Source organism: Methanosarcina horonobensis HB-1 = JCM 15518 (assembly GCF_000970285.1).
Taxonomy (GTDB): Archaea; Halobacteriota; Methanosarcinia; order Methanosarcinales; family Methanosarcinaceae; genus Methanosarcina; species Methanosarcina horonobensis.
Map to the genome: position 1 here is coordinate 330,758 of NZ_CP009516.1, position 26,103 is coordinate 356,860.

General features: G+C 43.1%; 21 protein-coding genes and 1 tRNA gene. 2 read left to right on the forward strand and 20 right to left on the reverse strand.

Features of this window, described 5'->3' with window-relative positions:
- Positions 1-42: 42 nt before the first annotated feature.
- The 12 genes from MSHOH_RS22450 to MSHOH_RS01440 all read right to left on the reverse strand — a co-directional run bounded on the left by MSHOH_RS22450 (position 43) and on the right by MSHOH_RS01440 (position 13,530).
- Positions 43-2,505, reverse strand: a complete 2,463-nt coding sequence (locus MSHOH_RS22450) for a PAS domain S-box protein (protein ID WP_082089193.1) — start codon at positions 2,503-2,505, stop codon at positions 43-45.
- Between the two features lie 42 nt (positions 2,506-2,547).
- Positions 2,548-2,916, reverse strand: a complete 369-nt coding sequence (locus MSHOH_RS01385; protein WP_048136808.1) for a circadian clock KaiB family protein — start codon at positions 2,914-2,916, stop codon at positions 2,548-2,550.
- 5 nt (positions 2,917-2,921) lie between these two features.
- Positions 2,922-3,263 carry a circadian clock protein KaiB gene (kaiB, locus tag MSHOH_RS01390; protein WP_048136809.1) on the reverse strand — a complete coding sequence of 114 codons (342 nt, stop codon included), beginning with the start codon at positions 3,261-3,263 and terminating at the stop codon, positions 2,922-2,924.
- 83 nt (positions 3,264-3,346) lie between these two features.
- On the reverse strand, positions 3,347-3,856 hold the full coding sequence (locus tag MSHOH_RS22455) for a circadian clock KaiB family protein (protein WP_082089194.1): 510 nt from the start codon (positions 3,854-3,856) through the stop codon (positions 3,347-3,349).
- Positions 3,857-3,874: 18 nt separating this feature from the next.
- On the reverse strand, positions 3,875-5,587 hold the full coding sequence (gene kaiC / locus MSHOH_RS01400) for a circadian clock protein KaiC (protein WP_048136810.1): 1,713 nt from the start codon (positions 5,585-5,587) through the stop codon (positions 3,875-3,877).
- Positions 5,588-6,338: 751 nt separating this feature from the next.
- On the reverse strand, positions 6,339-7,562 hold the full coding sequence (locus MSHOH_RS01410; protein ID WP_048136812.1) for a SufB/SufD family protein: 1,224 nt from the start codon (positions 7,560-7,562) through the stop codon (positions 6,339-6,341).
- The gene (locus MSHOH_RS01415) at positions 7,544-8,287 is read right to left on the reverse strand and encodes an ABC transporter ATP-binding protein (protein WP_048136813.1); all 744 of its coding nucleotides are present in this window, start codon (positions 8,285-8,287) and stop codon (positions 7,544-7,546) included. The genes MSHOH_RS01410 and MSHOH_RS01415 overlap by 19 nt, the downstream gene beginning before the upstream one ends.
- A gap of 434 nt (positions 8,288-8,721) precedes the next feature.
- Positions 8,722-9,390 (reverse strand): MBL fold metallo-hydrolase, encoded by a 669-nt coding sequence (locus MSHOH_RS01420; protein WP_048136814.1) that lies wholly within the window; start codon positions 9,388-9,390, stop codon positions 8,722-8,724.
- 55 nt (positions 9,391-9,445) lie between these two features.
- Positions 9,446-10,417 carry a global nitrogen regulator NrpRI gene (nrpRI, locus tag MSHOH_RS01425; RefSeq protein ID WP_048136815.1) on the reverse strand — a complete coding sequence of 324 codons (972 nt, stop codon included), beginning with the start codon at positions 10,415-10,417 and terminating at the stop codon, positions 9,446-9,448.
- Between the two features lie 603 nt (positions 10,418-11,020).
- Positions 11,021-11,554 carry a DUF5817 domain-containing protein gene (locus MSHOH_RS01430; protein WP_048136816.1) on the reverse strand — a complete coding sequence of 178 codons (534 nt, stop codon included), beginning with the start codon at positions 11,552-11,554 and terminating at the stop codon, positions 11,021-11,023.
- A gap of 6 nt (positions 11,555-11,560) precedes the next feature.
- Positions 11,561-12,235: an undecaprenyl diphosphate synthase family protein gene (locus tag MSHOH_RS01435; RefSeq protein WP_048136817.1), complete on the reverse strand. Its 675-nt coding sequence runs from the start codon at positions 12,233-12,235 to the stop codon at positions 11,561-11,563.
- 110 nt (positions 12,236-12,345) lie between these two features.
- Positions 12,346-13,530: a redox-regulated ATPase YchF gene (locus tag MSHOH_RS01440; RefSeq protein WP_048136818.1), complete on the reverse strand. Its 1,185-nt coding sequence runs from the start codon at positions 13,528-13,530 to the stop codon at positions 12,346-12,348.
- Between the two features lie 172 nt (positions 13,531-13,702).
- Between MSHOH_RS01440 and MSHOH_RS01445 the strand changes: the two genes are divergently transcribed.
- Together MSHOH_RS01445 and MSHOH_RS01450 are read left to right on the forward strand one after the other, a co-directional pair.
- A tRNA-Arg gene (locus MSHOH_RS01445) sits at positions 13,703-13,774 on the forward strand.
- 124 nt (positions 13,775-13,898) lie between these two features.
- Positions 13,899-14,306 carry a cupredoxin domain-containing protein gene (locus MSHOH_RS01450; protein WP_048136819.1) on the forward strand — a complete coding sequence of 136 codons (408 nt, stop codon included), beginning with the start codon at positions 13,899-13,901 and terminating at the stop codon, positions 14,304-14,306.
- A gap of 180 nt (positions 14,307-14,486) precedes the next feature.
- Here the strand turns inward: MSHOH_RS01450 and MSHOH_RS01455 are convergent, their stop codons facing one another.
- The 8 genes from MSHOH_RS01455 to mtaC all read right to left on the reverse strand — a co-directional run bounded on the left by MSHOH_RS01455 (position 14,487) and on the right by mtaC (position 25,176).
- On the reverse strand, positions 14,487-15,275 hold the full coding sequence (locus MSHOH_RS01455; protein WP_048136820.1) for a helix-turn-helix transcriptional regulator: 789 nt from the start codon (positions 15,273-15,275) through the stop codon (positions 14,487-14,489).
- 353 nt (positions 15,276-15,628) lie between these two features.
- The gene (locus MSHOH_RS01460; RefSeq protein ID WP_048136821.1) at positions 15,629-16,414 is read right to left on the reverse strand and encodes a helix-turn-helix transcriptional regulator; all 786 of its coding nucleotides are present in this window, start codon (positions 16,412-16,414) and stop codon (positions 15,629-15,631) included.
- Between the two features lie 147 nt (positions 16,415-16,561).
- Positions 16,562-18,490, reverse strand: a complete 1,929-nt coding sequence (locus MSHOH_RS01465; RefSeq protein ID WP_048136822.1) for a hydantoinase/oxoprolinase N-terminal domain-containing protein — start codon at positions 18,488-18,490, stop codon at positions 16,562-16,564.
- 154 nt (positions 18,491-18,644) lie between these two features.
- Positions 18,645-20,660 (reverse strand): hydantoinase/oxoprolinase family protein, encoded by a 2,016-nt coding sequence (locus MSHOH_RS01470; protein ID WP_048136823.1) that lies wholly within the window; start codon positions 20,658-20,660, stop codon positions 18,645-18,647.
- A 364-nt stretch (positions 20,661-21,024) separates the two neighbouring features.
- Positions 21,025-21,990, reverse strand: a complete 966-nt coding sequence (locus tag MSHOH_RS01475; RefSeq protein WP_048136824.1) for a cation diffusion facilitator family transporter — start codon at positions 21,988-21,990, stop codon at positions 21,025-21,027.
- A 370-nt stretch (positions 21,991-22,360) separates the two neighbouring features.
- The gene (locus MSHOH_RS01480) at positions 22,361-22,945 is read right to left on the reverse strand and encodes an acetate uptake transporter (protein ID WP_048136825.1); all 585 of its coding nucleotides are present in this window, start codon (positions 22,943-22,945) and stop codon (positions 22,361-22,363) included.
- Positions 22,946-22,999: 54 nt separating this feature from the next.
- Entirely contained in the window at positions 23,000-24,385 is a 1,386-nt protein-coding gene (gene mtaB / locus MSHOH_RS01485; RefSeq protein ID WP_048136826.1) for a methanol--corrinoid protein co-methyltransferase MtaB, read from the reverse strand.
- Positions 24,386-24,399: 14 nt separating this feature from the next.
- Entirely contained in the window at positions 24,400-25,176 is a 777-nt protein-coding gene (mtaC, locus tag MSHOH_RS01490; protein WP_048136827.1) for a methanol--corrinoid protein MtaC, read from the reverse strand.
- Positions 25,177-26,103 lie beyond the last annotated feature (927 nt).

The window sequence follows — 26,103 nt, forward strand, 5'->3', positions numbered from 1 at the left end:
AAAAAGAGATTTTTGAATGACCTGAAGTAAAAATCAAAGAGTTTATGCCTCTTTATTTCCAAACAAGATGGCAAACTCTGTTCCTCTATCTCTTTTAAGTTCAACATAACCATCTATCTGTTCAACAAGAATATTTATAAGCTGAAGTCCGAGAGAATCGGCATTTTGAAAATCTATCTCTTCTGGAATGCCTTTTCCATTGTCAACTACTCTAAGTATGTACTGGAAGCCATTTTCTTCCCTGCAATCCTCGTCCGAACTGGACATTTCAGATCTGGCTGCAAAGGTCTCAGTTCTTTGCAGGTTTATACATATTTCACCTTTACTTCCGGCAGGAAAAGCATGTTTCAGGGAATTTGAGATCAGCTCATTTACAATGATTCCAAGAGGAATTGCCGTATCCATATCCAGATATGCCTGTTCGAGATCCATTCTCAGGCTGACATTATTTCCAAGATTGTAAGAACTGAAAAGGTCTGAGGCGAATTTACGAAGGTAAGCTGCAAAATCAAGGGCGTCATTTTTGTCTCCCCTGTAAAGTTCTTCATGAATCAAAGCCATTGAAGCTACACGGTTCTGGCTCTCCCTGAAGGCTTCAAGCATCTTTTCATCGCTGAATTTATCAGCTTCAAGGCTGAGAAGAGAACATATAACCTGCAGATTATTTTTTATCCTGTGGTGAATTTCTTTAATCCTGATTTTATCCATTTTTTCCAGGGACTCTTCAGCTATTTTTCTATCAGTTATGTCATACATCATACCCTGGTAAAGCTCTTTATTGCCTGATTCGGAAATGTTCTGGGCAATTCCATGGATCCAGCGGACTTCTCCGTCTTTTTTCCTTATCCTGTACTCATGCCTGACAGTCATACTGGGGGTATTTTTCATTTTTTGAGCTTTTTCCTGCAGTCCTGCACGGTCTTCGGGCACTACAATTTCACTCCAGCGGACTTTTCCGGAAAGAAAATCTTCTTTAGTGTATCCTGTTAGTTCCTCAACAGCCCCGTGCAGGAATACAGGAACAAAGTTCCCATCTAGCTGAGTGCCAATACCCATGAAGTTCTGCAGATATAACTGGACGCGCTCTTCACTCTCTTTTATTTTTTCAATTGCAAGCTTCTGTTCGGTAATATCCTGGATTGCTCCTCTCATTCCAATAGGAGTCTTTTTCTCGTCAAAAATAACTTCACCTTGAGTATGTACCATGCGCTCTGTTCCATTAGCTGAGATAATCCTGCAATCATTGCTATAGGGTTCCCCTTTTAAAGCTTTTTTAACGTTATTCTCTACATAGTCTTGATCTTCTGGATGTACATATCTTAAAAATGAATCAAAAGTTACTTCAAATTCCTGGGGCTCAAGTCCAAAAATGCGATATGTCTCGTCAGACCAGTATACTTTATCAGTTATAAAGTCCCGATACCAGCTCCCCAGATGAGCCATTTTTTGGGCTTCAGCAAGAACTCTTTCGCTTTCTTTTAACGAGTTGTAAGCCTTTTCAAGCTCTGCTGTACGCTCTTTAACTAGCTTTTCTAAATTGTCAAGTATGTTTTTCAACTTAGTCTCTGCTACTTTTCGCTCAGTGATATCCGCAAGAGTGACTACACAGCCTATAATCCTGCCATCGGAATTTTTTAGGGGCCCTGAGTTCAAAAATAAATGGAGTTTCTCGTGGGAATTCTGACATCTTTTAAGTTCGAGAGTTGTTTCCATTCCAAGAATGGTGTCTCCTTTAAGAGCGGAGGAGACAGGAAGAATACTTTTGCCGGCATCTTCTCCTTCCGAAAATCGAAGGTCTATTATGTCTTCAAAACTCTGGAACATCGGGTTATACTCACAGAGTATGGGTACTGCGTTACTGAACCGAATAATCCTCCCGGACGTATCACAGACAACTATAGCCTCGACAGCCTGTTCTATAATCGATCTAGCCAGGCGCTCAGCAGCAACGATTTCTTCACTCTTCTTTTGCTCGGTCAGGTCCGTTGCTACAAGGCACCAGGCGTTTGGAGAACCTTCGGTTTTTAACGAGCTAACTGATAGATATACTGGCACGGATTTCTTATCCTCACCTTGAAGCTTGACCTCTCCCATGCCCTTTTCCAGCTTCAGGAGTGCCTTAAAGGTTGTGGCGTCTTCAGGTGCAATGAATTTATGGATAGATGTACCTATTATATCCCGGAACGACATCCTCATGAGTTCTGCAAAGTGGCGGTTACAGTAAAGGATGGTTCCGTCGCAGGCAAGGGTGGCAGTGCCTTCATTCATCGTCTCTACCAGGACACGATAAGCACGGTCGGCACTATCCAGAGTGAAGATTAACTCCTCTCCCGGTCTGGATATCACCAGGGCATCCAGATCCCCTTCACTGATAGCACGCTTGAGTTCTTCAGCCTCTTCCAGACGTATTCTCAGATCCTGTATTTCTGCCTCCAGGGCATGATTCTTATCTAACAGTGCCTGATAAGACATGGGATTCCGGTCTTTTGCCAATTTAAAATTCATATTCACAACGCCCTTACCCAAGTGTCGTCTATTTTTTGTCAGTTATTCTTTATCCTTTCTGGATTTCAGGTCCATTCCAACCAGAACCCTATCGGTATCCGACATGCTACCTATGAGTTTCCTCAGGGGTGGAGGAAGCTCTTTTATGAGGGTTGGAGCTGCCACTATCTGACCATCTTTGGCGAAGACCGGGTTCTGATAGATATCAATGACCTCCAGCTGGTACTTGCCGGGCACATACTCTTCAAATATGCGTTTGATATTGTCTATCGCCTGTATGGATTTGGGGCCCATCCCTGCGACATAGAGGCGCAGAACGTATTTGCTGTCATCCTTTTTGGCCAGAGCTTCCTCAAAAGCGGCTGTTGAGTCCCTGACTTCTGATGTGCTGGTCTTTTCGTTATTGTTCATCTGTATCACTCCGCAGGACGCAAATCCAGGCCTACCAGGACTCGTTCCGTATTCGACAGGTCTCCTATGATTTTCTTTATAGGTGGAGGAAGCCTTCTAACCAGCGTCGGGACAGCCAGGATCTGGTCTCCTTTAGCCAGTTGCGGGTTTTCCAGAAGATCTATAACCTCAATCCTGTACCTGCCTCCCAGGTGTTCCTCGCAGATTTTCTTTAAGTTTGCAAAGGCTGTCAAACTCTTTTTAGTCTGGCCAGCTACATATAATCTCAGGATATAAGCTTCCTGATCAGGTATGGTATCGGACTCAGTAGGCTCAGGTCCGTTGTCATCTTGCGCTTCATCTTCCATCGAATTTCCACCGTTGAACTTTAGAAGGCTTATTCTTTTCCGGGGAGTTTCATCTCTTTAGCTTTTGGAACCCATGATTATGTTTAACAGGAGTTATGGGACAACGAAAACAACCATCTTTCCAGATTTTGAGACCGCTGCCTGAATAAACCGCTGCCTATGTAAGGCTGGAGATCGTCTTTCGACCTCTCGCTGCCTGCTGTGTGAGCTTTCGATTCCTCTGTGGGGGTCTTTTCTACATAGCCTTTCTCACTATCAACATCTGTCGGACTGGAGGTTCTCAAATTCAGGGCCTTAAGTACCTTTTCCGGGTTAGAGAGACTACCTATAACCTTTTTCTCTGGATGGTTCTTTATTATAAGGGTGGGAACGGCTAAGATCTGATCCGCTCTGGCAAGACTCGGGTCCTTTATTAGATCTATGACTTCTATATGGCATTTTCCTGAGAGATATTTCTCGCAGATATCCTTCAGGTTCTCGAAAGCTAACTGGCTCTTTTTATTATTGCCTGCCACATAGAGTTTCAGTTCATAAATATGCGCATGATAATGGGCATGACTGGACGAGTAACCAGACTGTTCTGTATCTTCCATGAAGTCTCCACTGCCTGTTTAGGGCTCATCGGCTTTTTTTATGCGGGCCATCCTGCTTCTATCGCTTGCAAGCGCCTTACTTCTGAGCTCATCCTCGGAAACGAGTTTATTCAGCTCCTCTTCCTGCATCTCTAATTCGGAGTTTAAAATAGCGATCCGGGCGTCAAGGGATTTTAGCTTGTTCTCCATCTCTCTCTTCAGCCGCGCATCATTCTGTCTTTGAGCCATTTCTTCGGCCATCTCCTCAGCTTCATGGATAGCTCTGGAAGAACCCATAAGCAGACCTCCCGAAGGGCCCAGGTACACATCCTGAATCTCTATGCCGTGATCAGTCAGCAGATACTCCCTTATCTGGTTTGAATGCTCCATACCTCTTGACTTAATAATAGAGATTCCGCGGTTGCGCTCATTGTTACTCTCGAAGAAGCGGAGGTTGATCCATGTGTCCATGAGAGAAGATATACTCTCGGCATTAACGCCAGCAGTGCTCTCGTTCTCTACAAGACTTGTACATATAGCAGTGATATTCTTGAGCTTTAAGTAGTCAATAAGCCGGGTGAGCATGATCCTGACATCGCTCTCAGTACCTGCATTGACCAGGTTGGAAATAGGGTCTATGACTACGGCACTCGGTTTGAAGGTATCCAGAACTCTGCGCATTGCTATCAGATGCATTTCCAGTCCGTACGCCATGGGTCTTGAGGCATGTATCTGCATGAGTCCGGAATCAATATAGGTCTGCAGGTCTATTCCTATGGAATTCATATTCCTGACGATCTGGTCCGGAGATTCCTCGAATGCAAAGAACAGGCAGCGTTCTCCTCTTTCACAGGCAGCTTTGCAGAACTGGGCTGCAAAACTTGTCTTGCCTGTGCCCGCTGTTCCTGAGACAAGTATGGTGGTGCCGCGATAGTAACCCTCCACTCCAAGCATTGTATCCAGACGCGGTATGCCTGTTGATGTCCTCTCTGTAGACGCCTCGTGTTCCAGGCTCAGTGAGGTGATAGGCAGGACAGATATACCGTCTTCCTCTATCATGAAGGGATACTCGTTTGTACCGTGCTTTGAGCCTCTGTACTTGATGATCCGCAGGCGCCGTGTTGCTATTTGTTCCTCCATCCTGTTATCCAGAAGGATAACACAGTCTGCAACATATTCTTCCAGTCCGTATCTGGTAAGTGATTCTTCTCCTCGCTCTCCGGTGACTATGGCTGTTACACCCCTATCCTTCAGCCAGCGGAATAGCCTTCGAAGCTCGGATCGCAGTATAGCCTCGTTCTGGAATCCTGAGAACAGAACTTCCAATGTATCCAGTGCTACACGTTTGGCACCTATGGAATCTATAGCCAGACCGAGCCTTATGAACAGCCCTTCAAGATCGTACTCACCTGTTTCTTCTATCTCGCTTTTATCAATATGAACGTGGTCAATCGTTAGCCTGTTCTCTGCTTCCAGACTATCCAGATCGAATCCCAGAGACGCAAAATTTTCGGTAAGGTCCTCAGCGGTCTCCTCAAAAGCCATGAATACGCCGGGCTCACCGTACTTTTCGGCACCATTAACCAAGAACTCCATAGCCATAAGAGTCTTTCCCGAGCCTGCACTTCCGTATACAAGGGTTGTGCGGCCCCTGGGCAGCCCGCCATAAGTTATATCATCTAATCCGTTTATGCCTGTTGGGGTTTTCTCCAGACTTTTTTCTTTTAAAGTTCTGCTCTTCTCTTCAGTCATTAAATTCCCCTTTTAATAATCTGATATATAATAAGGATTATTATAAACTCTTATTTTTCATTAAGTCTCTACATATCGATATTCTTGAGGAGGCATGATTAATCCTATCAATAAAGGAAAACTGCTCTCTATTTCCGGAATCACGTCTTCATTCCTGGAGTGTTTTTTCCGTCTGTTCTAACTGTTCCAATCATCTTTTTCATTTATAAAAATAAATTGAAAAGTCCTATTTATATTATACTTATTTTATGCGACAATTATCAGTTATAAAATGGAAACTTTTCTGAAACACTTTCAGCGCTGAGTGAAATAATTTTAATGACAATTTTTAAGAAAAAGGACGGTTCTGTCTAAGTATTTTTATGGTCTATTTTTTTATAAAATTAATTGTACAGCAATGTTTTTATACTCCCTCTCCAATCTGCAAATTAAGGTTTAATGAGCTTGCTTGCTTTAAGACTTCTTTTCCACAAAAAGGCTCGGTCTTAAAATTATGCTTCAGGCTCATTAAAATCCACATATACTCCACAAGAACCGGCAGGTTTCTCCTTTTCTCCTGCCGGGTCCACACACCCTTTTTCAATAAACTATACCTGGCCCGCAATATTCAATTACGTCTATCTGTCTTCTTTCCAATACCTCTTTTCCTGGCTCTCGGCTCTTCCCTTTCACAGGCAGATCTTTCCCCGGCCTGTTTCGGAGTTTTCGGAAATTTATCGGGGAAACTGCAGTGTTTCCCCGTCTGCCTGACTTACGTTCCGAAAGCTGTTTGTGTTATTGTGTTTTCTATTTCTTCCTTCAGCTCTTCCGGAATTCCCCTTATCCCTACGTCAAGGAATCCCCTTATGATCATTCCAACGGCTTCTTCCTCGGTAAGTCCTCTCGCCATCAGGTACTCTACCTGATCCTTGGCGATTTTTCCAACGGCTGCCTCGTGGGTGAGCTCGATATCATCCACATTTGCCTCAAGGATAGGGATTGCAAGCTGGCTGCCTTTGTCAGTAAGAACGAGCCCTTTACATTCAAGGTGCCCTTTTGCGCCCTTTGCATTGCCTATCATCTCTCCGCGTGCAACCAGTCTCCCACCTATGGTAATTGTTCTCGAAATCAGTTCGGCTCTCGTACCCGGGGCATTGAAAACAGCTCTGCTCCCAAGGTCAAGTTCGGAGCCGGGATGCGCAATTGCTATGGTATTGAGCCTTGTTACCGCACCTTTTCCTTCGAGCCTGACAGTCGGATAGGTCTGTACGGAGCGCACGGGTTTCAGGCAGATGTAATTGCTAATATAAGTCCCGCCTTCTTCCACATGCACAACTGTCCTCGGGCGGACTCCTATCTGTTCAGCCCAGTTATGGATCATCGTAAAGTTCAGGGTAGCGCCTTTTTTTACGTACATCTCGGAAATCCCGAGGTGAAGTCCTTCTTCGACTCCTTTTTTGGAGGTGCAGCCTGTGATAATGTCAAGACTTGCTCCTTCCTCTACAACTATGATATTATGCACTGTCTGGGATACCTTTTTGCTTCCCAGCATAAGGCAGGTCTGAACAGGCATGGCGGATTTCTTTCCCGCAGGTACCCTGATAAAGTAACCGTCCGCGTCCTCCAGATAGGTTTTTGCGGTGTACTTGTCCGCGTCCACCTGCACGAGTTTCCAGGAGTAATCTTTGAGCCACTCATATTTTTCCATGGCTTTGTGGGTGGACATAAGTTCCACATTTTTATCTTTAAGGGTAGAGTGCGAGACCGCATTATCCAGTACCAGCAGGCTGCCTGATCTACCTTCTTCGCTCGGGATCACCCCTACCTGGAGAAGAGTTTTTTTGCTTTCCTCATCGAGAGCCTGGAGATCTTCAATAGGCTTGCTGACCTTAGAACCTTCCTCATATTTATCCAGTTCAAAATCCTCGCCGAAAGCCGCTTTTTTCTCAACTGCACTCTCAGCTCTTTTTTTAAGGCTCATTTCATCAGTCTGCATGTAATACACTCCTGGTACCCTTTGCTTTTTATTTCTTCCAGCATTTTCATGGGATTTCCCGAACACATAACCGTGCCGTTGCAGAGAATATATCCTCTGTCCGCCTGCACATAATCAAGGACCTGACCTGTGTGGGTTATAATAAGGGCTGACTTCCCTTTTATGCACCTTTCTCCAGGGCAGTCCATGCCTTCGGCAAGCAGTCCTTTTATCGTCATTCCGACCTGCTCTATGCTTACAAGGTCCACTCCGGACTCAGGCTCGTCCAGAAGATAAAGGCTCGGATTCTGGGCTGCAAGCTGGAGAAGTTCGGAGCGTTTGATCTCTCCGCCTGAAAAACCCACATTTACATCCCTGTCCAGAAAGCGCTTCATATCGAGATTTTCTGCCAGGGTTTCAGGGTCTCTTTTTCCTTTCGATGCTACTTTTACAAGGTCCCTGAGTTTGATTCCGGACATATCCGGCGGGCGCTGCATCATAATCCCCAGCCCGCGTCGGGCTCTTTCATCTACCGGAAGATGGGTAATATCTTCCCCATTGAACAGTATCCTGCCTTTCACAACCCTGTACTCACTAAAACCCATAATTGTTCTCATAAGGGCTGACTTTCCGGCTCCGTTTGGCCCGAAAAGTACATTTGTATACCCTTTTTCAACCTCGAGGTTCACGTCATGGAGCAGGGTTTTTCCGTTGACCTCTACAGTCAGGTCTTCTATTTTTAGCATCGCTGTTTTCTCCCTTTGTCTCATTTTTGATACGGTTTCCCCTTTCTTATTCCGTATCCTGAGAAATAGCCTTTCAGAATGTGTTTATTTTATTACGTAGATATGGCAGAAACGAGGGTAAAAATCAGGCTGTCTTTACAGTCCTGTCTGATTTCAGGTTTTCTGCGCAAAATCTTTTACTCTTTTTGGAGGACATGGTATTTCTAACCATATGTTCCTCAGGGCTTCTGCACCATCTTTTTAAATTAAAATACTAAGTTCGGATTATTCAGTGAATCGTAATCGCCCCATGCCCGGCATTTCGGAGCGACAGATATCGAGTTAATTAAAAATAATCTTCAGCCTCTTTAGAAACATAGGAGGCGTAAACATAGGAATATCAAATGTCGGCTGTCTGGTGGTTGCCTTTTTTAAAAGAGATAATATTTCCCAAATTAATATTTGGTTAATTCAAGGTGCAGACCAGCTCGGGTTTCCATAAATTTTGAGGGAAAAAGCTCTTTTATCCTTTCTTTATGGGCTGTGCAGTGTCCGGCAGCTATCAGTTTCATTTCTTTAAACCTTTCAAACCTGTCACTATCATGCAGCCCTCCAAGAATTCCTTTAATCTCTCCATAATAAAGGGCAGCATCCATAATCTCATCAATTCCCGGATGAGCGCAGCCTGTAATCACATATGACCCGTTTTCCGTATTCAGAACAAGGGATTGTTCTTTTATTTTATCTCCCAGTTCTCCGGTGCTCCAGATCCCATCGGATATCTCAATAGCCTCTTTCACCTCTACAAGTGTGGCTCTCTTCTTAATTTCCCTTTTGAGATTCTCTGAAAAAGAGGCAGGGACATACACGGTAATTCCGGGATTTGCACAAAGGATCTCGGGCAGACCTCCTATATGATCCCAGTGCTGATGGGAAAGAACCAGTTTGCTTATACAGGCAGGATCAATGCCAGTTTTCTCCATATTCTTGAGAAGTAAAGTTCCATCCCATCCAGTATCGAAAAGAAGGGTGTCTCTACCTGTCTCAATTAAGGCCGAAAATCCCCAGCTTCCTGTAAAACCAGGACAGGCTTCATTATCATACAGCACTGTCAGCCTGAGCATTTTCCTGCCTCACATTTTTGGTGTTTTTCGGCTTGTATTTCTAAAAGCATAAAATTTATATTTCTGTCATTGTTCGGTAGTCCAGCATGGTGGAAATCGGGTTAGTTTCAATCTCAATTCCTGTTTCCTCAAGGGCACAGATCCCGTTAATTCCTCCTACTACCGCAGCCCCGAACTTTCCTGTTTCAACCGGAGCTCCAAGTAAAAACTCGTCAATTTCTCCTATAGTGATACAGCCCGCAAGACCCACCTTTTCTGCCTTTTTCAAAATTTCTGTTGCCATATCGTAAGCAGAAGCATTTATCTGTCTCATATTGGCAAGGATTTTTCCTTCTCCTTTTTCAAGTACTCCAAGTACTGAGGTAGGAGTCCTATTCATGAAAATTTTTATCGGGTCAATAGAGGTTCCACTGTAGGAAATAAGATCAAGGAAGCGTGCAGGTTTTTTATTCTCTATCTGGAGGATTCCTCCGTAGGCGGGTTCTACTGGAATTCCTGCTTTCAGAAGGAGCCCGTCAAAAGTGACGCTGCATACGGTGGCTATCCCTATCTTCCCCGGAGGTAAAGGTATTTCAAATGAATCTTCTTCGAAGACTCTCACTCTCGGGCTTATCATATAGCCTGAGTGGGCCGTATACGAAATTAAATCGATGACAGTTTCGAAGTCATCCTTGTCAAAGTAAGAAATATTTACCACAACATCCCCTTTGTTAGTTTCGGGATTATAGGTGGTTCTGAATGCCATTTCTTCGATCCTGGATATCACAAAACCGAAACGGTCCCCTATGAGGGCATCATTCATTTCACTTTCCCCAAGATCGGTAAGCGTACGCCCGGCATATCCGTGCTTGCGTGTAAACCCTCTCTCATCCAGGATCCTGAGGTGGTAACGGACAGCCCGCTCCCCTATATCATAGCCCCGGTTGTTCAGTTCGTCAGCTATGGCCCGGGCACCTATGGGCTTGTCACTCTCGTGAATTACCCTCATGATTTCAATGAGTTTTCTTTCTATTTGCGGATCCATCATGTTTATAACACCGTTATACCCTGTATCAATTCCGTAAACTTTACGGATAATAATGATAAAACCACAAAACCACGTATTGAACCTTTTAAGAACGAATCTGATGAATAAATTCCAGTGGCTTCAGTGGGATTTCAGTAAACAGTTTTCCGGATAGCTTCAGTGAGTACTTTTTTCATGAGCTCCCGATTAATTAATATAATAATTCTTGAATCTTATTGTCTATTGTTCAATTACTCAAACCGGATTCATTTTTGCTTTTAAATATCTTAATTATAGTAAATCTTTTCGTACTTAATATATGTTTGTCTTATCTAACTTCGTAATAAATGCTGCTGAAAATCCCGGAAAAGAGAATTTTCTGACAACAAAAAGTTCTTTAACAATTGTTTATTAATTTTTCTTTTTAATTTTTCTTTTATTTCGCTCTCAGTCACTTAACATGTCAGTTGATTAGAGGGGCAGTCTTAAAAATAAATAAAAATAAATTCATAAAAAACAAATTTTCGGTGAAGAAGGATTATTGATAATTAGTTCTAATAGTAAGTGCTCAATAATAGACCTCAGTAGCGCATAATCAAACCGACAGCTAATAATTACAAAAATTTATGTAAGTTTTACAGTACCTGGTTCCGGAGAGTAAAGCTCTCCTGTTTCCAGAAGCTTTTTCAGGATTGTCTCAAACTTTTCCTCACTTATCCCTTTTTCCAGAGCTTTTTCGCGAAATTCTTCGATCTTCATTTTCCCATCTGAAGCTTCAAGGATCTCACTCATGATTGTTTTCTGGTCTTTTTTAGCTGATACGCCTTCAGAAGTGGTTTTGGCTTCCGGAAATTGAGCTATTCTTTGTACGGCCTTGTCTTCAGAGCCTGATCTTTCGGTTTTTTTCGGAAGGGTATTCAGGGAAAAAGTTTCTTTTCCTTTTCCGGAAAGTTCAGCCTGCAGGCGGGTTCTGAAATTCACAGCTTCGGGCACTTCTTCAAAAGAACCGAATATTCTGAGCTTTCGCGCCTGCAGGAGGGCTCCGCAGTGCTGACATCTAAGAGTTTTTTTTCCGGTTTCGGTTATCTGGGCATGCTGTCTGCATTTAGGGCATACAATCACGACATAACGATTTCCGGTTTTTTCCCCAAACTCCATCTTTTTTCACTTTCCGTACCTTCTCTGTCTCTTCTGGAAGTCTCTTATAACTCTCATGAGGTCTATTTTCCTCACATTATTCCAGTTAACGTCCGTAAAATAGAGTTCCGAATACACCGACTGCCATACAAGGAAATCCGAAAGTTTCTGCCCGCCCGAACGGATCATTATATCAGGTTCATGTTTGATAAGGAGATGTGATTCAAGCATTTTTTCGTCAACGTCTTCAGGTCTGACATATCCGGCCTTAACCTCCTTGAGGATAGAAGTTACAGCCCTGGTGATTTCTCCTCTCCCTCCAAAACCAAGGGATACGTATACCAAAAAATCCTTTCCCTGCCGGCTGCTCTTTACTTCTCCTTCAAGCCCGCATATTTCATAACCTGTCCCGGAAGGAAGATCTATGAAACTTTTTTCCAATCTGTTTCCAAGCGTTGAGGCAATCTCGGTTTTCACAGGCTGATCAGCTTTAAGAATGTCCACATAGATGCTCACAAGTTCTACCTTAAACCTTTTGAATATAAGGAGTGCGGCAAGGAGCTTTTCAATTCCTTTATGTTCTAGGAGATCGGTTTCCTTGAGTATGAGAGCCACATGTTCCGGAGTCCTTGTAGCTGATCTTGTTATTTGCCAGGCCAGGTATCTCTCATAAAGAGGTTGACCAAAGGAAAGCAGGTCCATTAAGTATTCCTTCTTAATAAAGCCTTAAATGGCCCGGAATTTTCTTTTTCATTTCTTATTTCACGCTTCGTTTTTCCCATATGAATTTTTTTCTGCTCTTTCCACGCAGGTTACTTTGCAGTAGATACGATCTTAATCACATCGCCGTTTTTCAGTTCGTGCTTTTCCCCGAGCCTGAGCCTTGTTCTTGCATCTACCGCATATAGGAAACGATCTCCTATCTCAGTATGGATCTGGTATGCAAGGTCGTGGCAGGTAGATCCCCTTTTCATAAGGTAAGCATCCGGCAGTACATTACCCAGTTTGTCAGACCATTTTCCTTCATCTTCTACAGGATATACCACAATCAGGTCCAGAAGTTCAAAGACAGTCCTGTTTATACATTCCTGAATACCAGTGGTGCCAAACTGATCAATTACTTTATGGATTGCCTCAAGCCCTTTTTTCTGGGCTTTTGTAAGGTCTTCCGTAAGTAGTTCGAAATCCCTATCACCTGGCGTGTACCTTATTAACCCGCTCTTTGCCGCTGACCTTAAAGCCAGTTCGGCTGCTGCACTGGTAGGTACCATTATTCTGTCAAGTTCTCTGAGTTTATCCAGATTTTCTCTTGGGGCAACATCAGCTTTATTTGCAGCAATAAGCAGAGGTTTACTGATTTCCCTCATGGTATCGCAGAGCCGGATCATGTCTTCTTCAGTCCATTTAACATGATCCGTCCTTGCAAGCCCTGTGTCCATTAAGGCAGCGTTTACATGGGATTCCTTTATTCCTGCTCCTGCAAGCTGTTCCGAAATTACCGCTTCAAGCTTGAGCCCCTCTGCCTGGATTTTTCTGGAAAGCTTGACCCAGTTCCTCTCAAGAATTCCATAAAGCCACATTGTAATTTCCCTGTTCAGGAAAGCCACATCTTCAAGCGGGTCGTGGTCCCCTATATCTACGGGATTGCCTTCACAGTCTGTCCCGCCTGAAGCATCCACCACGTGAATTATAGCCTGAGCCTGCCTGAGTTCATCCAGGAATGTGTTCCCAAGTCCTCTTCCTTTACATGCGTCAGGCACAAGCCCTGCAACGTCTATAATGTCAATAGGAACAAGCCTGACTCCATCCACGCACTTCCCGCACGTTTTTCCTTTCTCTTTGCACGGGCACTCAGCCCGAACATATGTGACGCCATGGTTGGCATTTATAGTTGTGAAAGGATAATTTGCAATCTCAACATCTGCAAGGGTAGCCGCTTTAAAGAAGGTGGATTTGCCCGCATTGGGCTTTCCTGCAAGTCCTATAGTCATTGACATAAATTATAAAAAAGAGCTTGTTGCATTTAATCTTTATTGATATTGAAGTCGTGGAAACGGGTTTTTTTCCTCAATTTTTCAGAGACGTCGGAAAGATTCGCTATATCTTCTGCTAACTTTTGAATAATAAAGTTTATATTCTAGAATGTGCTTATCAGTGGTGCTCGCTTGCGTCCCGATAGGGTAGTGGATATCCTTGAGGCCTGCGGAGCCTTAGACCTGAGTTCAAGTCTCAGTCGGGACGTAAATTCTTATTTTTGTTTTTTCCCTTTTTTTCTTTCTTTTTTTCTCTTCAATCTCTTAAATCTATCAAAAAGATAATGAATATAAATTATCTTATAAATAAAGACTAAAAGATGGTGAGATCCATGAAAGGGAAAATTTTAGTTTTACTTCTGGTGTTTGTGTTTCTGTTCGCCTCCGGTTGTGCTGAGGAAGATGCAGAACCGACTGAAGAATCCGGTGCTTTAGAAGCTTCAGCAGAACAGCAGGATAATGTACCGCAGGAAAATTCAGGATCTGGAAAAGATCATATTGTCCGCCTTGAGTATTATGATGTAGCAAGACCCTCAGAACTGGATATTTCGGCAGGAGATACAGTTTCCTGGTGGAGCGGCAAAAGGCAGGGGACTTATATTCTTGTCAGCGAAGAAGGCCTTTTTCCGAATCAGGAACTGAATTACAGTGTTCCTTACAGCTACACCTTTACCGATCCGGGCACTTATCTTTTCACTGTAAAAGACAATTCAATGAATGTTACGATCAGGGTGAGTTAAAAAACCCTGTTCCCCCTTATTTTTAAAAAAACATTTTTTCTCTGCAAAAAGCATACGGATAGTGTAATAACGCTCTTTTGGAAAAGCAGTACCTTATCACTTGCAGGAACATTATCCTTTAAGAGCTGTTCTTTTTAAAGTTATTTTTATTCAAACTTTTTATAGAAGGAAAATTTTCTTTCAGACCCTTGTAATCGGCCTTGCCACACCTTTATAATGGTCAAAAAGTTCTTTTCCCCATTTAAGTGCACTTTCGTCAAAACTTACAAGATTATGGTTATAGTAGATTCCGCTATTACAGAATAGAGAGAGAGCCATAAACTTCTCTGTAACTATACTTGATGCGATTTTCATATTGTTATTATTGCAAACATACAGTTTGGTGTACTTCAGATTTAGAAAGTGTTCTAGCTCTTTTTTGTAGTCATTGAGCATTCTGTCATAGACATATTCGGTGAATACAAGGGTAATATCCGTACCTTTTGCAGCAAGCTCTATACAGAGAGAAGGATATATCGGAAGGAAGAATGAAGATGAGATCATTACTTTATCGGATTCGGAAAGATGTTTAACAACCTCTTTTGGATACTCGAACACGTGGTTTCGGTCAGGATTTACTTCCATGTAATTTCCAAGTTTTCCTATGTCGTCCAGAAACTCGGGAGGAATTGATGTCATATCCTGGTTTATCCAGTAATCATGGTTTTTATCGAAGACATTAAAGGTTTCGAGGATTGCTTTCATTTTGGGAACAAGAATCTCTCCGATACTGGAAAGCTTGTAAAGCCTGTTATTTTCAACAATTAAATCCTGTTTCATCAGGATTTTTATTTGGGTCATTATAGGGCTTGAGCGTACATCAAGTGTACTTTTAATCTCCTCAATAGTCTTGGGTCCGTCCAGAAGAAGCAGAAGGAGGTTTTTCCTTTTTTCCGAAAGAAAGAGAACATCCAGTAATGATGATTCCATCTAATTCCCTCTCTTGTTTTTCATCCTGTTATATCCAACATTGTATATATCTCTATACCGGAAGTTTTAAGCACTTCTCTTACTTTTCTCCATAATCATTGCCGCTATGGAAAAAGTACTCACAGGTTAAGAACTATGGAGACATCTTGAAAATTGCCATTTTTGCGTAACAAATTACTACTATAAGATATATAATTATTTTTCATTATTTTTGTTTCTGATGTCCCCATTCCCGGGTTTATCCGGCAAAACTCTGATTGGTCATATCTTTATATGCATAAAGAATGAGACAGGATTTATATCTAGAAATAGCTGGGGTTTTCATCTTTATTTTTCCTCTCGCATTTTTTAAATTATATCTTATTCACCTGTTTGGAAAGCTTCTTGAAATAATCAAACAGTTCCTGTCCCCACTTCAGGGCAGCAGGCTTAAAGCTCATAATGAACTGCTGATCAAACTTTCCATTTTTATCAAAGAGTCCAAGAAGCATTATTTTATCAGTTACTGTAATCTCAGAGATTTTTATTCCTTCTTTTGAGATATAAAGGCTCACATTATCCATGCTCATTAGCTCTTTTATCATATTTGAGTGCTCGTTTGAGAGATGATCCCATACAGATTGTGTAAAATTAAGTGAAAGCTCGGCATCCTTTCTGCCGAGTTCAACATATAGGGGCAAATAGGCAGGATTGAAATATGAAGCAAAGGTTGCAGTCATTTTTGCATTTGCCATACTATCGATTATCTTCTGGGAAGGCTCATAAATATGGTTCAGGTCTGGCTCTATCAGAGTACAGTCTCCAAGCTCCGAGATTCTCTCAAGAAGGTGACGGGGAATCGAATTCAGATCATGACCTGTCCAGTAACAGTTGTTCTTTTCCACTACCTCAAGAGCATTGATGAGCGGTTTTACCTTCTTGATTATAAATTCTCCCAGTACAGTGAGCTTATACATCCTGTCTTCCTGGACAATAAGATCGCTGTCTATCAATTTCTTTATCTGGGGAAGAATTGATGTGGCAGTAACATCCAGTTCATCCCTGATCTCATCAATGTTTTTTGAGCCGCTATCCAGCAGTATAAGAAGGTTTTTTCTTTTATCGGAGCGGAAAACAAGATCAATAAGTGAAGATTCCATATCTCCCTACTTCCTGCAGTATAATTTCCTGCGATATGCTGCCGATCCTTCTTCCCGGCAGGCTGGTTCCTTGGCTGTTCTCTTTCAAATTCAGAATTTCTCCGGCGTTTTTTCAAATTACATATTGTGGGGGGTGAATGTAATAATTCAGTCCATTGAAAAACCGGGGGTACAAACCCCTACAAACGTCATTTTTGTCTCCATCGGGGTCTGCTTCCATCCCGGAGGAACAAGATACTCTATGCTGGTATCTATCTTTATTGAATTTTCCGGAAGCCCGAAGTCTTTCATCGAATCCAGAATGAGCTCTTCGCCAGCTTTTTGAGAATATTCCACTGCAGTCCTGTACTGCTCGAATTTTTTTCTTCCAGCCGGAGTAAATACAAGGAAATTCTGATCCGGGTTTTCCATTGAATACGGTCTGATCGTTATTTCAATTCTTTTAATCCCTTTTCCTACAAGAGCTCCTACAGCGTTTCCTACTCTTGCCTGCTCAGGGACAATGATCTCCGCATCAATGAGAGACTTCAGTTCTCCATAGTAAGCTTTTACCGGTCCTCCCAGCAGAACTATAGGAATGTTTACTTTATACTGGACAGGTACTTCTTCTTCCAGCATCATCTTTATTCCGTCTTTTCCCCTGCCTTCCATTATAAAGGACATAAGGCTGTAAGCCATGTTTCTGGCAACCTGCTGCTTTACTTTTTTACAGAAAGCATGGACTCCCAACTGAGTAAAGCGGGAAAGTTTTTTAGCTCCTGTCAGGGAAGCTTCTACGTCCCATTCCGTATATTCCCCAAGGACATGCAGAGCATCTGTGGGCGTAAAGCCTATTGCGTGAATTACCCTCTGGTTGAGCAGAGAATCAAGGACTGCAGGAGAGGGAAAACGCTTCATTTTATTTAATATTTCATGGATAGAGAGGGGTTCGTCTCCTATTACTTCAAGCAGTTTCTTTTCACTCTCTGAGGGGTTGATGGGGTTTACTCCGGTCCTGACAAAAAACTTGGTAGGCTGAATATGCTCATTGAGCATAGTTCTCAAAGGTATGGGATTTTTCTCAAGTTTTTCTTTGAAGTTAGGATAGTTTACCGCAGCAAAACAGAGAGGCATAACTCTTCTCGGTCCTATCCTTATGCATTTCTTGAACCATACGTGGCTGTCTCCTCCGTTTGCGGAGCTTTCCATTTTTATGGCTTTTACGCGGGTCTGCCAGCCTCCGACAACTGCTCCTTTCTCGCAGAGTTCCGGAACTCCGTTTTTAATTATGGAGACATCCGTGCCCGTCCCTCCAACATCGATTACGGCACATGTATCCAGGCCTGAAAGATGTGAAGCTCCCATAATACTCGCGGCAGGACCCGAAAAAATAGTTTCAATAGGACGCAGTTTTGCTCCTTTTATATCAATGACCGAGCCGTCGCATTTTAACATCAGAACCTTTGCATCAAGATTTCTTTCCCTGACTTCGGTCATAATAGAATGGATAAACTGATAGGTTATGGGAATTAACTGGGCATTTAAAACTGCCGTAGCCGCTCTTTCGTAAGCTCCGAGTTCCTGGGAAAGTTCATGCCCGCAAACTACGGGATGCCCTGTAAGTTTAAGGATTACATTCTTTATCTTAATCTCATGTTCAGGGTTTCTGGTACTGAAATAAGAAGAAACAGCAAATGCTGACACTTTCTTTTTAAGACTTACTGCAAACTGTTCTACGGCTACGAGGTCAAGAGGCTGGAGCTCGTCTCCGTTGCTATCATGTCCTCCTTTAACCGTGATAGTATAATCGGCTGGCAGCTCCTTTGGAGTGGTATAGTCTCCTACAAGGATCAGGCCAACAGGATATCCTGTCCTTTCCAGAATGGTATTTGTGGAGAGAGTTGTAGAAACCGACACAAGTTTTACTTGTTTAAGATATTCCGGGTTCAATTTGTTAATTGCGTTTCGAATTCCGGTCATCAGGTTTGGATAGGTGGTAATCGCTTTACTGGTATCAAGGATCCTGCTGTCCGAATCCCTCAGGATAACAGCATCCGTGTATGTTCCACCTGCATCAATACCCAGACTATATTGCATATCAAAACAGCCCCATTTTTTATTCTTTTTAGGCGATCTGTGTCCTTTTTTTTAGCCGTATTAATCCCTTTTAGCCGGATTTATACAGTTATGCCTCAAGATATATATTTTTACTTATAATGTTCAACAATTTCCGTTTCTTACTATATTCCTTTTAGATTGTTACGCTATTCCTCGGAACTCCAATCCCTACATAAACAAGTTTTGTCTCCAGAGGAACGTCTGTCCAGCCGCTGGGTGCCAGGTGCTTCCTGCTCACGTCTATTCTTATATCCTCTTTTCCAAGCCCTGCGCTAATCATGTAATCCATAACAAGCTGCCTTCCTAGCTTTTCGGCATACTCAAGGGCTTCGCCATATACGTCAAATTTCTTTCTTTCCGACGGAGAAAAGACAATAAACTCGTTTTTCTTTTCCTGCTGGAGCGTATCTTCTATAACTTCATTCTCAGGAGCTGCGCAGTGATCCTCACCTATAATGGGGGCTTCTTCTCTTGACCTGGGAACCAGCCTTGTTTTTATTAGAATCTCTACCCTTTTAATTCCTTTTCCAACAAGAGCCCCAACTGCATTGCCAACATCTGCGTGTTCGGGAACTATAAACTCAGCGCTAATCAATCTTCTCAGGTCTTCAACATATGCTCCTACAGGACCTCCGAGAAGCACGACAGGAATTTCTACTCTGAAGCGCGTAAAGTTTTTCCCCATGAGAACTCTATCAATCTCTTCTCTGGGTATTCCCTCTATCAGATATGCTATAAGGTCTTCGGCAATATTGCGTGCAACCCTGCGCTTTACCTCGGCACTGAAATCTTCCGGATCAAGCTTCAGTGATCTTCCAAGAATGTAAGCCCCAATTCTTGCAGCTTCCACATCCCATTCCGTATATTCTCCGAGAACGTGCAGGGCATCGGTAGGTGTAAAACCTATAGCCTGGATTAGCCTTTTCTGTATAAGCGAATCAAGCATTGAGGGCGAGGGACGCTTTTTCAGGGCTATTAGCAGGTCTCCGAAGGAGACAGGTTCTTTTCCTATATGCCTGTAGATTTCACGTTCTCCTGCTTTCAGTTCTATAGGTCTGAATCCTGTCCTTATAAAAAACTTCGTTACCTGAATGTTTTCACAGAGGTAACCTTTTGCTACCCTGTTATGCTTGAGTTTCTCCCTGAATCCGGGATATATGACAGAAGCTCTGCAGAGAGGAATGACTCTGCGGGGACCTACATTAATCCTGTCGCCCTTAAGCCATATATGGCTATCACCTCCGGTTGCTGAGGTTTCCATGCGGATAGCTTTTACACGGGTCTGCCAGCCTCCGACTACAGCACCCGAACTGCTGAGTTCCGGTAATCCGTTCTGCATCATGGCAACATCCGTGCTTGTCCCTCCAACATCAATCATAGCGCATGTATCAAGCCTGCTAAGGTGAGAAGCACCTACAAGACTTGCGGCAGGTCCCGAGAAAATAGTTTCAATGGGTTTTTCCAGAGCTTCTTCGATTCCGACTACCGACCCGTCGCATTTTAACATCAGCATATTTGCATTGATTCCGCGGCTTTCGAATTCTCTTATTATTGCCTGAATGAACTTATGAGTGATAGGAATTAGCTGGGCATTCAGAAAAGCAGTTATAGCCCTCTCGTAGGCTCCGAGATCCTGGGACAGTTCGTGCCCGCAAACAACAGGGTGGTCTGTGAGCTCCTTTACAGCTTTTTTGACTGCAAGCTCATGCTCGGGGTTTCGGTTGCTGAAGTAAGAAGAAACCGCAAAAGCAGAAACTTTACTCTGAACTTTGAGTGCGAACTCTTCTACCGCATCAAGATCCAGAACTTTTAATTCTTCTCCATCGCTGTTATGCCCTCCCGAGACTGCTATCCAGTAATCTGTTGGAAGTTTCTCAGGAATCACATAGTCTCCGACCATGATCAGCCCTACAGGAAATCCCGTGCTTTCCAGAATCGTATTTGTGGATAGTGTAGTGGATACGGATACGAGCTTTATATCTCCAAGATATCCGGGATCCAGCCTGTCTATTGCATTTTTCATTCCAGGCAGAGGGTCGGGGTAGGTCGTCAGAGCTTTGCTTGACTCAACTACTGCTCCATCAGAATCCCTTACGATAACGGCATCGGTATACGTGCCTCCTGCATCTATTCCAAGACTGAAGTGCATTTCCTCATTAACCTCTTTGTGAATTGGATAGTGACTTCTTCAGACTTTCCGGAAAATTTTTAGTTTCTGATTATTTACTTTACGGCCGGTCAGTTTTGAGTCTATTAAACTCTATATGTTTTAAATTCCGGTGCTGGCTAAAGCCTATTATTATAATAAAGTCCGAATAGTTGTTAAATATGTAGTAGCTAAATGGATATCTAATAACATCTGAGTGATATGAAAGACGGATTTCGGAACTTTGATGTCCTGAAAGATATCTTCCATCCAGAGGGTTTTATTATATTATTTTTTTACTATTTTATTTTTTTGTGTTTATAATTTTTCTGGTTGACTTATCAAATCGACTTTTCATCTTGCTTGTTTATATCGTTATCTTCTTTCCTTCCTCGGGGAATCCGATTTTTTTCTGGAAAGAACAATTTCTTTCAGGATCAGGTTCTGCTTTTATAAGGGTGTATATATCCTTCCCATAGGCTGCTTTCAGTCTATCTTCCACGAGGTCCGCAATTTCTGCGACTTCCTGTATATTCAAAGAGTCATTTACAGTAATACAGGCATTGATTGCTATCCCGTTTCCTATTCTCCGTGTTTTAAGCTCGCCGGACCCCATCACTCCTTCGGTTCGGTTTATTATTTCCCTGATCTTCCGGTTATCTTCTTCATTAAGAGAAGCTTCTATAAGTTCGTTAGCAGTGCCGTAGAGGAGTCTGCCCGAGTTTCCGAGAAGGTAAAGACTAATAAGAACCGCAATAAAAGAATCAGTTATAGCCCAGTTTTTTCCGGGAAGAAAGGTACACCCTATGCCCAGAGTAACAAAACAGGAGAGAAATAAACTTCTGATCTGAGCTTTTTTGGCATAAAAGTCAATTTCTGATGAAACGCCTTCAACTTTTTTCCTGGCTTTCCTGCTGAAAAAAGGAACAATTTCTCTTGATATCAGGGTTAGAGCAGCTGCGGATAGTGCAAAGATTTCAGGGACTTCTGTCTCTCTTCCCTGTATAAACATGAGTAGTTTTTCTGAAGCCAGACTTATTGATTGTATACCTGCAAAAAGGACTACACATGCTCCCGCTCCCATAAAGAGGGTTGCAACTTTTCCATGTCCGTAATTGTGACTCCAGTCTTCGGGTTTGCTGGCTATAAAAATATCAAGAAGCTTTCCGAGTTCATCGATCAACTCTGAAAAGGAACGGATCGAATCCGCAAGAAGTGCCGTGCTGTGTCCCAGCAGGCCGGCAAACAGTTTAAAAAGAGTTAATGCAAGACTAAAAAAAAGCCCAGCGTATGATATTTTCCGAGTAGTATTCAAATTTTTGTCCGCTTTCATCAGAAATTCACCGTTAATGAATTTTTTTCTAATCCTCCCTGGTAAAGCGGACCCCCTTAAAAGGGTCGAAAAGAGATCATAGTAACAATAATTATCTAAAATGTTAAGCAGCCTCGAACGCCTACATTTGCCCTAACGCGGTACATGCGCAGCATTTTCAGCCACTAAGATCAATAGATGGAGAGGGTAAGTATATTGAAAACACAGATTCTAAATCTGTGTTTTCAAGGGTTGGGTTTTTTCGGGCTTTCTATCCTGTTTTTGCCCTGTCGTTTTTGTGGGTTTTGTAGGTCGTCGAGGTTGGTGTAGGTTTCCTCAGTTTCCGTTTTTCTAATTTTTCTGAGGGTGTAATGCTGTCATTACTTTATCTTCAGAGTGGAGCAACTGTCTTGCCATGGACTTCATTCATTACCATCGCAAGAGCGGTATACATGGAGGCAAGGCCCATAATAAGTCCTACATATCCGGCCACTACAAGCAGTCCGGCACTTCCGGTTGCGTTTACAACGGCCAGCAACATAAATAATATAAATAATGTTACAAATATAAACTGAAGGGCTCTAACTCCGATTTTCATTGTAATGATCAACATAACAAAGGTGTACACGCCCCAGATGAAGAGATATGCGGCCATGGCGATTCCGGAAGAGGCCTCAATCCAGCCCATTGCAGGCATCACAATCAGTCCGGCCAGTGAGAACCAGAAAAGGCCGAATGCTGAAAATGCGGTTCCTGCAAAAATGTCTCCTTTCTTCCAGGACATAATTCCTGCAAATACCTGAGCAAATCCTCCCAGGAATATTGCCATGGAGACAATCATTGACCCCACAGGGTATACGCCGATGTAACTCAGACTTAACAGAACTGCAGCGAGGCCCAGTCCGGTAAAGCCAAGAGGGGCGGCGTTTGCTGTTTTATCAACTATTATTGTAGAAGTTCCTGCGTTTTCGCTCATGATTATTCCCCTGAAGCCATTTTTTCGAAAAAATTAAAAAAGGAAGTTTAAGGCTTAGAGCCCGTAGTTTTCGGTCTTGAAAACTGCAACTTCCTGCTTGAATTTGGTCAGGTTGTCACTCATGAACTTGTCAGCATCGTCGGTAAGGGCTTCAAGGTCGGCTTTAACCTTTGCAAGAGCATTGGTTTCGAACCTTGTGAGTCTCAGCTTGCCGGAGTTGATACCTTCTTCGACAATTTTGCAGCACTCGATTGCAGCTGCCTTTGCACGGAGGTAGTTGTTGCTTCCGTTCTTTGCAATTGCCTGTCCGACCTTGTAGGCGTTGTCGTAGGCGAGGACATATCCCTGTGGGTCTCTGTATTTGTCAGAGAGTGTGAGGATGTCCCTGAGGTCCTTTGCCTTTCCGAGTTTCAGAGAGGTGTTCATCATTGCACAGTCGTATGCAAGAGTCTCGGACCAGCACTGAACGGTGGTACCACCGAATTCACCGTGGTATTCAACGGACTCGTTGGACCAGAGGTCACAGCACTGCATTGTCAGGTTACCCATCAGGTCAGAGTGGGCACAGGTTGAGGTCTTACCTTCCTGAGCAATTGGCACACCAGCTATGGATTTTATGATGGTGTTTTCGTATCCACAGTCCTTTCCAGGGCCGGTTGCACCGGATTCATATGCACAGAGGGATCTTCCTGCAGAGATTGCCCTTGCAACGATTGCGGTTGTGTGGGCAAGGTTCTTGTCAAGGAGACCGCCTGCGATGAACATTGCAGTGTTTGCCTGGGCACAGTCTGTGTCACCGGCTGCAACTACGCCGTTCTTCTTTGCAATGTCTGCAATGTCGGACCAGACCATTTCCATGTCCATGCTGCCGAGCACACCGATACCGAAGAGGATACCTGCAGTGTCGTTCCTGAGGATGGAGTAGTCGAATACTTCCTTACCACCCATTGATTCAACGGAAAGCAGGTCTGCACCGTTCTGGGCACACTGTTCGAATGCTTCCATAAAGGTGCTGTACTTGTCTCCTCTGAGCTGGAGGTAGTCACGGTCTTCACGGATGTCACCGATTGTGTGGCGGAGGGCGCACTTTATGCCGTATTCATCGTGGTATTCTTCCATGATGGTCTTCTGGGCGTGTGCAACAGCGCCTCCCCAGTCGGGGTTGTTGGACATCTGTTCGACGTGTTCGGTTTCGAGTACGATGGAGGGTGCACCGATCTGGACCATTCTTGCCATTGCGTCGGTGGTGATCCTCTCGTATTCCTTTACGAGTTTTTCTTTGGACTTGCCTGCCTGAGGTCTGGGGGCGTAGTTCAGTTCAGGAGTGGTGTATCCTGCACCGATCTCGAGGCCAAGTCCTGCCTTTACTGGGAATTTTGAGTTCCCGAAAAGCATGTCGTCTGCCTTAGCGTAAGCCATTGAAGTGTATTTCTTTACCATTTTGCTCCCTCCGATTAGTGCTTGTGGAATTCCTCTCTTAATTTCTCAATGTCGTCTCCGCTGGCAACGATTGCGTCAGCAATCTTTACAGCGTCTGAAGCTTCTTCACCATAAACTCCGAGGTCATACTGTGCAACGAAGTCCTGGTTCACAGCACCGCCACCACATGCGAAGGGCAGTTTTATTCCCTTTTCAAGGAGTTTGTCGTTGATTTCCTTGAATGCATACATGGTGGTTGTCATGAGAGCAGTACCTGTAAGCAGTATGGGTTTCTCTTTTACAACAGCTGCAATGACTTCATCAACAGGGACATCTCTGCCCAGGTCAGTTACGTCATAGCCGGCTGCTCTCAGGAGGGCAGCAACAATGTTCTTTCCGATGTCATGCACGTCACCTTCTGCAACATGGCAGACGACCTTGCCCTTGGGTTCAGGTACTTCGGTGGTCTGGGTCTTGCAGTAATCAATACCATTCAGCATGGCATCAGCAGACATCATTACATTGGGGAGGAAAATGATACCTTCGTCGTAGAGCTGGGATACAACTCCCATACCTACCATCAGGGCATCGTTGATAAGATCGATTGGTTTCTTGCCTGCGTCGATTGCGGCTTTAAGGGCGTCAACAACATCGTCTTCTTCTCCCTCGTAGATTGCTTTTGCAATCGGGTAGATGAGTTCATCCTTCGGGTAAAGCTCTTCTGCTGCTTCGTCAGGGGTCATTTCCTTTTCGAGGGCGACGTTGTAGCGTACTAATATGCCATCGATGTCTTCCAGTTTAAAATCCAACATATTTTAACCTCCATTTAATAACGAAGAGATCTCGGATTGCTCAGATCTTCGATCCTGCAAGTTGAATTTTCCTGAACTTTCAGGTATTTCTTCCGAAATACTGTCTGAAACAATGCAAACGAATTCGAAAACCTCCAGATCGAATTCTTTCCATTGTGGGGGTATGGATAACCTCTTGGTGGTATACTGGTTGCACATCAATTAGTGCTGAATTACGGTCAATTTCCCGTTTTTCAGGCTCATCAGGAATATTACTGTTTCCTGGGGTTCAGGATCATGCAATTCCTGCTTTCATGTGCCTTTTGACCTTTTCTTCCCAGTTAACTAATGAAAGGTGTACTCCCTTTACTATTCGGGAATTCACTTGCAGATGACAGTTGGATTTACTGGAATATACCTTCATCTGTGCTAATTTTTGCGAAGCTATAATTTTATAATTAGGACGTCAATTTTCTCGGCAAATGATTTTATAAAAAAGAGTAGTTTTTTTGATTTCATTAATCTAATCAATGGCATCAAAATTTATCAAGCAATTATCCTCTTTTCAGGGATATCTCTCAGTGCAAATATTGAAGAAATACTGACATTTATTTGAGCTAGGGAGGTTGTCAAGTGGATTTGTTTTATCTGGAATTCTTCATAAGGCAAAATATGATACATCAGGGCTTTTTCTTAAGAGCATGCAAGTGAAGTTAACATGTTCAATTACTTTCCTGTATTTTTTTCGGATTTTTATTCTCTTCTTAATATATAAGAGGATCTTTTGAAGTCCCTTGCTTTAAATTGTCCCTGAATCCGGTTAAATCTTATTTTTTTGCCTTCTTTCTGCCGTTTTTAAAAATGTGGCCGAACTTTTTCCCTGGTAAGTTATTGTTCCTCTGTTTTTAATTTCTTATTATGCTAACTTATTGAATATTTTCTATATAT